Source organism: Klebsiella sp. 10 (assembly GCF_018223925.1).
Lineage (GTDB): Bacteria > Pseudomonadota > Gammaproteobacteria > Enterobacterales > Enterobacteriaceae > Klebsiella > Klebsiella pneumoniae.
This window is the reverse complement of record NZ_JAGRRB010000012.1, coordinates 87115-99030: the sequence shown is the minus strand read 5'-3', so window position 1 is coordinate 99030 and position 11916 is coordinate 87115. Positions and strand designations below refer to the sequence as shown.

Here is an 11916-nt window from a genome sequence, read left to right as displayed (position 1 = left end):
CACCCGCAAAGGTGATGGCAAGCAAAAAACTATGGGCTGATGTGTTCGTCAGCTATTGCTGGTCCGATTCTGCCAGGTCATCTTGCTCCTGGCCCAAGAGCGATAATTCCAACAATGCGTATCGGTGCTCAACGTAGTTGTGTACGTTGTTGGCGACCGCCAGTTTGAACAGTGCCGTAGCGCTGTCCTTGTCCCCCAGACTTAGGTAGTACTTACCTAAATAGAAGTTGGTTTCACTGAGATGCTCAGCGAGCGAGGTGTTATCCGTTGCGTCTGCCTTCAGACGAGTCATCAGCTCTTTTTCGCTAATGTCGCCAAGGTAGAACTCGACAATGTTCCATCCCCATTGCTCTTTATCCGACTTGTTTAAGCGCTCTCTGAGTGCTTCAAGCGCCCGCTTCTCGTCGAGTTTACGCTCGGCGATATAAAGCCACAGGCTACGGAAAGGATCATTGGGATCGTCTTGATAAAACGCCAGCAGATCATCTTGCGCTAACTTAGCCCGGCCGCCGTAATACAGGGCGATACCGCGGTTCAAGTGCGCGTAGTTGTAAGTTGGATCAAGCTCAAGTACAGAATCAAACGCTTCATAGGCAGCATCAAAATTGCCTGCCTGCGTTAAGTAAATGCCTAAGTAATTGAATACTTCCGGCATATCGGGTCGGATTGCCAGCGCTTGTGAAAAATCATTTCGCGCAAGTGCCCTCAGACCGAGACTATCATACAACACTCCGCGCTCATATAAAAGCTGTGCGCGTTCGTCATCGGATAAAGCCCGACTGGCAAGAATTTGTTCCATGCGTGCCAGAATCACTTCTTGCTGTAAAGTCGGTTGCAATGGTACTGCGAGGACGGCGTCCTTACGCCAGGCGGTGCTACTGCATCCTGCCAGCGTGAGAGCTGTCGCCACGAAACACCAGCGCAAAAAAGGCTTCATTTCCCACTCCCGAAGACAACGATTGGATGAACGTCCTGTTCCCCGGCTGCAAACGAGGCGTCCTGCCCGTAAAACGCCCTCCGCAAAAGCGGAGGGCTAACGGCAACCTTACTCGCCCTGCTCGGCAGCCGGAGCTTCCGGCGCTGCGGCAGACGGAGTCTGTTCAGTTGCTTCTTTAATGCTCAGACGGACACGGCCCTGGCGGTCAACTTCCAGAACCTTAACCGGTACTTCCTGACCCATCTGCAGGTAGTCAGTCACTTTCTCAACGCGCTTGTCAGCGATCTGCGAGATGTGAACCAGACCTTCTTTACCGCCGCCGATGGCAACGAATGCGCCAAAGTCAACGATACGGGTCACTTTACCATTGTAGATGCGGCCAACTTCGATCTCAGCGGTGATCTCTTCGATACGACGGATAGCATGCTGCGCTTTGTCGCCGTCGGTCGCTGCGATCTTCACGGTACCGTCATCTTCGATCTCGATGGTAGTACCGGTCTCTTCGGTCAGGGCACGGATAACAGAACCGCCTTTACCGATAACGTCTTTGATCTTGTCCGGGTTGATCTTGATGGTGTGGATACGCGGTGCGAATTCAGAGATATCGCCGCGCGGCGCGTTAATCGCCTGCTCCATCACGCCCAGGATGTGCAGACGCGCACCTTTAGCCTGGTTCAATGCAACCTGCATGATTTCTTTGGTGATACCTTCAATTTTGATATCCATCTGCAGCGCAGAGATACCGTCGCGGGAACCCGCAACTTTGAAGTCCATATCGCCGAGGTGGTCTTCGTCACCGAGGATGTCAGACAGCACGACGAAGTTGTCGCCTTCTTTCACCAGACCCATTGCGATACCCGCCACAGCGGCTTTTACCGGCACGCCCGCGTCCATCAGCGCCAGAGAGGCGCCGCAGACGGAAGCCATGGAAGAGGAACCGTTAGATTCGGTGATTTCCGATACCACGCGCACGGTGTACGGGAATTCTTCAATAGTCGGCATCACGGCCAGTACGCCGCGCTTCGCCAGACGACCGTGACCGATTTCACGACGCTTCGGAGACCCCACCATGCCAGTTTCGCCTACGGAGTACGGAGGGAAGTTGTAGTGGAACAGGAAGGAGTCGGTGCGCTCGCCCATCAGTTCGTCGATGTTCTGCGCATCGCGTGCGGTACCCAGAGTCGCGGTAACCAGCGCCTGCGTTTCGCCACGAGTGAACAGCGCGGAACCGTGAGTACGCGGCAGAACGCCGGTACGAACGTCCAGACCACGGATCATATCTTTTTCACGGCCATCGATACGCGGCTCGCCGGCCAGTACGCGGCTACGAACCACGTTTTTCTCGATGGCGTGCAGGATTTCACCCAGCTCGTTAGCGTCCAGGGTTTCATCTTCAGCAACCAGCGTGGCGATGGTTTCAGATTTGATCACGTCAACCTGAGCGTAACGCTCTTGTTTGTCGGTGATACGGTAAGCATCGCTCAGACGGGATTCAGCCAGCGCAGCCACGCGCGCGTTCAGCGCTTCGTTGACCGCTTCCGGCTGCCAGTCCCAACGCGGTTTACCGGCTTCTTTCACCAGGTCGTTGATGTTCTGAATAACAATCTGCTGCTGCTCGTGGCCGAAGACCACCGCGCCCAGCATCTGGTCTTCGCTCAGCAGTTCCGCTTCGGATTCCACCATCAGCACGGCCGCTTCGGTACCGGCAACCACCAGGTCCAGTTTGCTGGACTTCAGTTCTTCCTGGGTTGGGTTCAGTACGTACTGGTCGTTGATGTAACCCACGCGCGCAGCGCCGATTGGGCCATTGAACGGAATACCAGACAGCGACAGCGCAGCGGAAGCACCGATCATCGCGACGATGTCTGGGTTAACCTGCGGGTTAACGGAAACGACGGTGGCGATAACCTGAACTTCGTTAACGAAGCCTTCCGGGAACAGCGGGCGAACCGGGCGGTCAATCAGACGCGCGATCAGGGTTTCGCCTTCGCTTGGACGGCCTTCACGACGGAAGAAACCACCCGGGATTTTACCGGCAGCGTAGGTACGCTCCTGGTAGTTAACGGTCAGCGGGAAAAAGTCCTGGCCTGGCTTCGCTTTTTTCTGACCCACAACGGTAACGAATACCGCAGTGTCATCCATGCTAACCATCACAGCGGCCGTTGCCTGGCGCGCCATCATGCCGGTTTCCAGGGTCACGGTATGCTGGCCGTACTGGAATTTACGAACGATCGGATTAAGCAAAATTCTATCCTTTTTATCTATAAATCACGCCATATCCACGACATAGCGTCTATTGACCCGATCTTCTGCATCCTCGCGACTAATGACAACCTTTACCCGCCCCTGCGGATGAAGCCTCTCATTAGCCGCGCGAACCTCTGCATGAAGATCATTACTAGCAACAATACATGAGTTTTGAATGAATTGCTGCCGCCCGGTCGAAAAAAGGGGCCGTCAGGCCCCTTTTTCTGAAACTCGCAGAATTAGCGACGCAGACCCAGACGCTCAATCAGCGCAGAGTAACGGGCAACATCTTTACGTTTCAGGTAGTCGAGCAGTTTACGACGCTGAGAAACCATGCGCAGCAGACCACGACGGCTGTGGTGATCTTTTTTGTGCTCTGCAAAGTGGCCCTGCAGGTGGTTGATCTGTGCGGTCAGCAGTGCAACCTGAACTTCGGTAGAACCGCTGTCGTTTTCGCCACGACCAAACTCAGAAACGATTTTTGCTTTAGCTTCAACGCTTAGAGACATTTTATAACTCCAAAAATTAAAAGAAAGAAAGAGTGCCGATCTCTAATTCAGCGACCCCTGATGCAACGCCCGAAAATGTTAAAACACGTTAGCGGACGTTAAGCGGCGATATTCTACTCGTAGCAGGCTTTTATCGCAAGAAAAGCGCTTACGCCGGGTATTCCACCACCAGACGACGCGGGGCCACGCGGCCTTCATCGTCAATTTCGCCCATGCCGAGAAACTTGCCGGACTCGCTCTCCATCACTCGCACCAGCCCGTTAAGCGGCGCGCCTGACTGACGTACCGGGTTGCCGTTCTTAAAGTAGACTGCGGAGGTTTCTGGAATATTAACCAGCGGGTAATCCGAGGCCGGGCTGTCCATCGGCATCAGCAGCGGATCAAGCAACTGAGCGGCAGGAATATCCTGCGCCGCCGCCTCATCGACCAGCGCCTGCAGCTGCTCGAGGGTCACCATCCGCTCGACCGGGTATTTGCTTACCGCCAGGCGACGCAGGAAAATCACGTGCGCGCCGCAGCCGAGCTTCTCACCTAAATCATCGATAATCGTCCGGATGTAGGTGCCTTTCGAGCAGTGGATCTCCAGTTCCAGCTCATCGCCTTCGCGGCGAATAAACAGCAGCTCATAGACGGTTATCGGCCGGGCTTCCCGCGGAACTTCAATACCCTGGCGAGCATATTCGTATAGCTTCTTGCCCTGATATTTCAGCGCCGAATACATCGACGGCACCTGCTGCGTCTCGCCGCGGAAGCTGTCCAGCGCCGCCGCCAGCTGTTCGTCGCTAAAAGTCAGCGGGCGCTCTTCCACCACCTGACCGTCGGCATCGGAGGTATCCGTGCGCTGGCCAAGTTTGGCGATCACGCGGTAACGCTTATCAGAGTCCAGCAGATACTGGGAAAACTTGGTCGCCTCGCCAAGGCAGATCGGCAGCATACCGGTCGCCAGCGGATCCAGCGCGCCGGTATGTCCGGCGCGGTTAGCGTTATAAATACGTTTTACTTTCTGCAGCACATCGTTACTGGAGGCGCCCTGAGGCTTGTCCAGCAACAATACGCCATGCACGTCGCGGCCGCGACGACGAGGACGACTCATCAGTCCTCCTTGCTGTCGTCCGGGTTCACACGACGCTCATCGTCGTGTTTCACCACGCTGGTGACCAGGTTGGACATACGCATCCCTTCCACCAGTGAGTTGTCGTAGAAGAAAGTCAGTTCCGGTACGATGCGCAGACGCATCGCTTTCCCCAGCAGAGAGCGGATAAAGCCAGAAGCTTCCTGCAGCGCTTTGATGCCCGCTTTCACCGCGGCTTCATCTTTGTCGTTAAGGAAGGTGACATACACCTTGGCATAGGCCAGGTCACGGGACATTTCCACACCGGAAACGGTGGTCATCATGCCCAGACGCGGATCTTTAATTTCACGCTGCAGGATGATGGCAATCTCTTTTTGCATCTCCTGGGCCACACGCTGCGGGCGACCAAATTCTTTCGCCATAATAAGTTCTCCAGAATAAAGACAAAAAAGGGGCCAAAAGCCCCTTTTTAAAATGATTGCCGGGTGGCGCTTCGCTTCCCCGGCTGCTTAGCCATCAAATGATTAATCGATGCTACGCTGGATTTCGATGATTTCGAACACTTCGATCATATCGCCAACGCGAACGTCGTTGTAGTTCTTCACGCCGATACCACATTCCATGCCGTTACGGACTTCGTTAACGTCATCTTTGAAGCGGCGCAGGGATTCCAGCTCGCCTTCATAGATAACCACGTTGTCACGCAGAACGCGGATTGGGTTGTGACGTTTGATCGTCCCTTCAGTAACCATACAGCCCGCGATGGCGCCGAATTTCGGCGATTTGAAGACATCACGCACTTCAGCCAGACCGATGATCTGCTGTTTCAGTTCCGGAGACAGCATGCCGCTCATCGCCGCTTTCACTTCGTCGATCAGGTTATAGATGACGGAGTAGTAACGCAGATCCAGGCTTTCCGCTTCGATAACTTTACGCGCAGAGGCATCGGCACGAACGTTGAAGCCAACCAGAATCGCGTTGGATGCTGCTGCCAGGGTAGCGTCGGTTTCGGTGATACCACCTACGCCGGAACCGATGATCTTCACTTTCACTTCGTCGGTAGACAGTTTCAGTAAGGAATCGGAAATCGCTTCGACAGAACCCTGTACGTCCGCTTTCAGTACGATGTTCACTTCGTGAACTTCGCCTTCGGTCATGTTAGCGAACATGTTTTCCAGTTTAGATTTCTGCTGACGCGCCAGCTTAACTTCACGGAATTTGCCCTGACGATACAGCGCCACTTCACGCGCTTTTTTCTCGTCACGCACTACGGTCACTTCATCACCGGCAGCCGGCACACCGGACAGGCCGAGGATTTCCACCGGAATGGACGGACCCGCTTCCAGCACTTCGCGACCCAGTTCGTCACGCATCGCGCGCACACGGCCATATTCGAAGCCGCACAGAACAATGTCGCCCTTGTGCAGAGTACCTTCGCGAACCAGAACGGTAGCTACCGGACCACGACCTTTATCAAGGAAGGATTCGATGACCGCGCCGCTCGCCATACCGTTGCGGACCGCTTTCAGCTCAAGAACTTCAGCCTGCAGCAGGATCGCGTCCAGCAGGTCGTCGATGCCGGTACCCGCTTTCGCGGAAACGTGGACGAACTGGCTCTCGCCGCCCCACTCTTCCGGCAGGATGCCGTACTGGGACAGTTCGTTCTTCACGCGATCCGGATCGGCTTCTGGCTTATCGATCTTGTTCACCGCCACTACCACCGGTACCTGCGCCGCTTTAGCGTGCTGGATAGCTTCGATAGTCTGCGGCATCACGCCGTCGTCTGCCGCCACCACCAGAACCACGATATCCGTCGCCTGCGCGCCACGAGCACGCATGGAGGTAAACGCGGCGTGGCCCGGGGTATCCAGGAAGGTGATCATGCCGTTGTCGGTTTCGACGTGGTAAGCACCGATGTGCTGGGTAATACCACCCGCTTCGCCGGAGGCAACCTTGGTAGAACGAATGTAGTCCAGCAGCGAGGTTTTACCGTGGTCAACGTGACCCATAATGGTCACGACCGGTGCGCGCGGTTCAGCCGCCGCGCCGGTGTCACGGTCGCTCATTACGGCTTCTTCCAGTTCGTTTTCACGACGCAGGATAACTTTGTGGCCCATCTCTTCGGCAACCAGCTGTGCGGTTTCCTGGTCGATGACCTGGTTGATGGTCGCCATGGCGCCCAGCTTCATCATCGCTTTGATGACCTGAGAACCTTTCACCGCCATCTTGTTAGCCAGTTCGCCAACGGTGATGGTTTCGCCGATTACGACGTCACGGTTAACGGCCTGCGCTGGCTTCTGGAAGCCCTGCTGCAGAGCGGAACCTTTACGGTGCTTACCGCCTTTACCGCCGCGAACGGCCGCGCGGGCTTCTTCACGATCAGCTTTCGATTCAGCGTGTTTGTTGCCTTTCTTCGCCGGACGAGCCGCTTTGCTGCTACGGCTACGGCCGCGACCGCCTTCGACTTCACGATCGTTATCATCTTCAGCCTGACGAGCATGCTGTGATGTGGTGACGTGATAGTCGCTGCTATCTTCCGGGCTGTCTGAGGTTTCAGACCAATTTTTTTCGTTTTCTTCAGCCATACGGCGTGCTTCTTCCGCTACACGGCGCGCTTCTTCTTCAAGTTTGCGGCGTGCTTCTTCTTCCGATTTGCGCTTCAATTCCGCGGCTTCGTTCTCGCGACGGATCTTTTCAGCCTGGGCGGTTTTGGTCATTTCGTCGGTATGTTGATTGCTCACTTTGTCTTTTTCCGCAGCTTCACGTTTCGCTTTATCAGCGACTTCACGTTTAGCTTGTTCTGCGGCCTCACGTTCAGCTTTTAATTGCGCCTCGCGTTTCGCTGCTTCTTCAGCTTCACGACGGGCCTGCTCTTCCGCTTCACGCTGCGCCTGCTCTTCCGCGGCCAGGCGTTCAGCCTCTTGCGGATCGCGTTTCACAAAGGTGCGTTTCTTGCGGACTTCGATTTGTACCGATTTACTCTTTCCACCGGTACCTGGAATATTCAACGTACTGCGCGTCTTACGCTGTAACGTCAGCTTGTCTGGCGCCGAGCCGTGTTCACGGTTCAGGTGCGTCAACAAAGTTTGTTTCTCTTGCGAGGTCACAGAATCATCAGCCGATTTGCGGATGCCTGCGTCAGCAAATTGCTGTATCAGGCGATCCACAGAGGTCTGAATCTCTGAGGCCAGCGCTTTAATAGTCACATCTGTCATGCTGTTCCTTCCTGCTACAGTTTATTACGCTTCGTCGCCGAACCAACAAATGTTGCGAGCGGCCATGATGAGCTCGCCAGCTTTCTCGTCGGTCATCCCTTCGATATCAGCCAGGTCATCAACGCCCTGCTCGGCGAGATCTTCCAGCGTACAAACACCACGGGCAGCCAGTTTGAATGCCAGGGCACGATCCAGACCTTCGAGATTCAACAGATCATCGGCAGGTTTGTTATCTCCCAGGCTTTCTTCCTGAGCCAGCGCCAGCGTAGTCAGTGCGTTTTTCGCACGCTCACGAAGTGCTTCAACGGTGGCTTCATCCAGACCGTCGATTTCCAGCAGTTCTTTCATCGGCACATAGGCCAGCTCTTCCAGCGAGGAGAAGCCTTCTTCAACCAGCACTGTCGCGAAATCTTCATCAATATCAAGATATTTGGTGAAGGTATCGATAGCGGCATGCGCTTCCGCCTGGTGCTTAGCCTGCAGATCGTCAACGGTCATGACGTTGAGTTCCCAGCCGCTGAGCTGTGAAGCCAGGCGGACGTTCTGACCGTTACGGCCGATCGCCTGCGCCAGGTTGCCCGCTTCTACCGCGATATCCATGGTGTGTTTATCTTCATCCACCACGATGGACGCGACGTCTGCCGGCGCCATAGCGTTAATCACGAACTGCGCCGGGTTATCATCCCACAGGACGATATCGATGCGTTCACCACCCAGCTCAGTCGACACGGCCTGCACACGCGCACCGCGCATACCGACGCAAGCGCCAACCGGGTCGATGCGCTTGTCGTTGGTTTTCACCGCGATTTTGGCACGAGAGCCCGGATCGCGAGCCGCCGCTTTGATCTCCAGCACTTCTTCACCGATTTCCGGCACTTCGATGCGGAACAGTTCGATCAGCATCTCAGGTTTGGAACGGGTGACGAACAGCTGGGCGCCACGCGCTTCCGGACGGACAGCGTACAGTACGCCGCGAATGCGGTCGCCCGGACGGAAGTTTTCACGCGGCAGCATATCTTCACGCAGGATCACGGCTTCAGCGTTGTTACCCAGATCCAGTGTGATATTGTCGCGGTTCACTTTTTTCACCACGCCGGTGATGATCTCACCTTCGTGCTCGCGGAACTGATCGACCACCATCGCGCGCTCGGCTTCGCGGACTTTCTGCACGATAACCTGCTTAGCGGTCTGGGTGGTGATACGGTCGAAGGTAACAGATTCGATCTGATCTTCGACATAGTCGCCGACGTTCATGCTTTCATCTTCGAAACGCGCTGCTTCCAGCGTGATCTCGCGCGTCGGCTGGGTGACTTCTTCTACAACCAGCCAACGACGGAAGGTATCGAAATCGCCGCTCTTGCGGTCGATTTCAACGCGAACGTCGATCTCTTGTTCGTATTTTTTCTTGGTGGCCGTTGCCAGCGCGCTTTCCAGCGCTTCGAAAATTTTCTCACGCGGCAGCGCTTTTTCGTTGGAAACGGCTTCAACAACAGCCAAAATTTCTTTGTTCATCGGGGCCTTTCACCTCAATCCAGACTGTTAAAAGTGGGGAACCAGGTTCGCCTTCTGGATGTTACTCAGCGCGAACACTTCATCTTTGCCTTCGACGGTTACCGTGATCATCTCACCGTCTACCGCTTTGATAATGCCCTGCCATTTGCGGCGGTTCTGAACCGCCATGCGCAGCACCAGCGCAACTTCTTCGCCGGTGAAACGTTGATAGTGTTCGGCGGTGAACATCGGACGGTCAAGACCAGGCGAAGAGACTTCCAGGTTGTAAGCGACAGTGATCGGGTCTTCGACATCCATGACGGCGCTTACCTGGTGGCTCACATCAGCACAATCATCAACGTTGATGCCATCTTCACTATCAATATAGATGCGCAGTGTGGATGTGCGACCGCGAATAAATTCGATGCCGACCAGCTCAAAGCCAAGCGCTTCAACCGGCGCAGTGAGCATCTCTGTCAATTTTTGCTCTAATGTGGACAAACCCACCCCCAAGACATAAAAAAAGGGCGTATAGCCCAGTTATTCTGAAGTCAGATAACAAAAAACCCCGATAAATCGGGGCTTTAGATAACTGAACCCTGAGATCGCCATGGCGATCTGGAACACCTTCCGCAAGAATTCTTTCAAATTCGGCTACGAAGGACACCTAGTCCTCACAGTATATTTGAAAAAGTACTTAATGGGAAAGTGGTTGCGGGGGCCGGATTTGAACCGACGACCTTCGGGTTATGAGCCCGACGAGCTACCAGGCTGCTCCACCCCGCGCCTGAAACGTGGCATATTTTACTCTTTCTGAGCAAAAGACGCAAATACTGCTGGGATTTGGTACCGAAGACGGGACATAAAATCGGGATGAATTGTAACGGCGATTAGTATATTTTGTCAACATGCTTTTTAGCGCCCCCGATTGCCGTTTGTGCTGGTATTTCAGGCTTTTTTAGCAAAAAGATGATGAAGCACTTCCTGTCGCCAGTAAAAGATGGTTAAATGAATACTCACAATTAATGCATAAAAATGCAGTTAAGGTTGTTGGGTCGAACTCACCACAGTCTATCGAGCAGGGTTTTATTTTATGACGACGATTCTCAAGCATCTCCCGGTTGGTCAACGTATTGGTATCGCTTTCTCTGGTGGACTGGATACCAGCGCCGCGCTGTTATGGATGCGCAAAAAAGGCGCCGTGCCTTATGCATATACCGCTAACCTGGGTCAACCGGACGAAGACGACTACGATGCTATCCCGCGCCGCGCGAAAGAGTACGGCGCTGAAGGCGCCCGTCTGATCGACTGCCGCAAACAGCTGGTCGCAGAAGGGATCGCCGCGATTCAGTGTGGCGCTTTCCATAACACCACCGGTGGGTTGACCTACTTCAACACCACGCCGCTAGGCCGCGCGGTCACCGGCACCATGCTGGTGGCGGCGATGAAAGAAGACGGCGTTAACATTTGGGGCGATGGCAGCACCTATAAAGGCAACGATATCGAACGTTTCTATCGTTACGGTCTGCTGACCAACGCTGAACTGCAGATTTACAAACCGTGGCTGGACAGCGACTTTATCAATGAGCTCGGCGGTCGTCACGAAATGTCCGAATTTATGATCGCCTGCGGCTTTGATTACAAGATGTCGGTCGAGAAAGCCTACTCCACCGACTCCAATATGCTCGGCGCGACCCATGAAGCGAAAGATCTCGAATTCCTGAACTCCAGCGTCAAGATCGTCAACCCGATTATGGGCGTGAAGTTCTGGGACGAAAACGTGAAGATCCCTGCGGAAGAGGTCACCGTACGCTTTGAGCAGGGCCATCCGGTGGCGCTGAATGGTAAAACCTTTGCCGATGACGTCGAGATGATGCTGGAAGCCAACCGCATCGGCGGTCGTCACGGCCTGGGCATGAGCGACCAGATTGAAAACCGGATTATCGAAGCGAAAAGCCGCGGCATTTATGAAGCTCCGGGGATGGCGCTGCTGCATATTGCCTACGAGCGTTTGCTGACCGGTATCCATAACGAAGATACGATTGAGCAATATCACGCCCACGGTCGCCAGTTGGGCCGCCTGCTGTATCAGGGCCGCTGGTTTGATTCCCAGGCGCTGATGCTGCGTGATTCGCTGCAGCGCTGGGTCGCCAGCCAGATCACCGGCGAAGTCACCCTCGAACTGCGTCGCGGTAACGACTACTCGATCCTTAATACGGTATCAGACAACCTGACCTATAAAGCGGAGCGTCTGACCATGGAAAAAGGCGATTCCATGTTTACTGCCGAAGACCGTATCGGCCAGCTGACCATGCGTAATCTGGACATCACCGATACCCGCGAGAAGCTGTTCGGCTATGCCCAGTCTGGCCTGCTGAGCGCCTCCTCGGCAACCGGTTTACCGCAGGTTGAAAATCTGGAAAACAAAGGCAAATAATCGCCTGA

At 54.7% G+C, this 11916-nt stretch carries 9 protein-coding genes and 1 tRNA gene; 1 reads left to right on the top strand and 9 read right to left on the bottom strand.

Features of this window, described 5'->3' with window-relative positions; translation table 11 throughout:
• Nucleotides 1-52 precede the first annotated feature (52 nt).
• The 9 genes from nlpI to KHQ26_RS13885 all read right to left on the bottom strand — a co-directional run bounded on the left by nlpI (nt 53) and on the right by KHQ26_RS13885 (nt 10257).
• A complete protein-coding gene (gene nlpI / locus KHQ26_RS13925) occupies nt 53-937 on the bottom strand; it encodes a lipoprotein NlpI (protein ID WP_002918241.1) in 885 nt (294 codons plus the stop codon).
• A 108-nt stretch (nt 938-1045) separates the two neighbouring features.
• A complete protein-coding gene (gene pnp / locus KHQ26_RS13920) occupies nt 1046-3181 on the bottom strand; it encodes a polyribonucleotide nucleotidyltransferase (RefSeq protein ID WP_004150944.1) in 2136 nt (711 codons plus the stop codon).
• Between the two features lie 242 nt (nt 3182-3423).
• Nucleotides 3424-3693, bottom strand: a complete 270-nt coding sequence (gene rpsO, locus KHQ26_RS13915; protein WP_002918244.1) for a 30S ribosomal protein S15 — start codon at nt 3691-3693, stop codon at nt 3424-3426.
• A gap of 148 nt (nt 3694-3841) precedes the next feature.
• On the bottom strand, nt 3842-4786 hold the full coding sequence (gene truB / locus KHQ26_RS13910) for a tRNA pseudouridine(55) synthase TruB (RefSeq protein ID WP_004144892.1): 945 nt from the start codon (nt 4784-4786) through the stop codon (nt 3842-3844).
• Complete coding sequence (gene rbfA / locus KHQ26_RS13905; protein WP_002918248.1) at nt 4786-5187, bottom strand: 30S ribosome-binding factor RbfA; 402 nt, start codon at nt 5185-5187, stop codon at nt 4786-4788. Before rbfA ends, truB begins: the two co-directional genes overlap by 1 nt.
• A gap of 102 nt (nt 5188-5289) precedes the next feature.
• The gene (infB, locus tag KHQ26_RS13900; RefSeq protein WP_002918250.1) at nt 5290-7980 is read right to left on the bottom strand and encodes a translation initiation factor IF-2; all 2691 of its coding nucleotides are present in this window, start codon (nt 7978-7980) and stop codon (nt 5290-5292) included.
• A 24-nt stretch (nt 7981-8004) separates the two neighbouring features.
• Nucleotides 8005-9492: a transcription termination factor NusA gene (gene nusA / locus KHQ26_RS13895; protein ID WP_002918252.1), complete on the bottom strand. Its 1488-nt coding sequence runs from the start codon at nt 9490-9492 to the stop codon at nt 8005-8007.
• Nucleotides 9493-9519: 27 nt separating this feature from the next.
• Nucleotides 9520-9972, bottom strand: a complete 453-nt coding sequence (gene rimP, locus KHQ26_RS13890; RefSeq protein WP_002918364.1) for a ribosome maturation factor RimP — start codon at nt 9970-9972, stop codon at nt 9520-9522.
• 208 nt (nt 9973-10180) lie between these two features.
• Nucleotides 10181-10257: transfer RNA gene (locus KHQ26_RS13885), tRNA-Met, on the bottom strand.
• 307 nt (nt 10258-10564) lie between these two features.
• Here KHQ26_RS13885 and argG point away from each other — a divergent pair.
• A complete protein-coding gene (argG, locus tag KHQ26_RS13880; RefSeq protein ID WP_004144895.1) occupies nt 10565-11908 on the top strand; it encodes an argininosuccinate synthase in 1344 nt (447 codons plus the stop codon).
• The last annotated feature ends 8 nt before the right edge of the window (nt 11909-11916 follow it).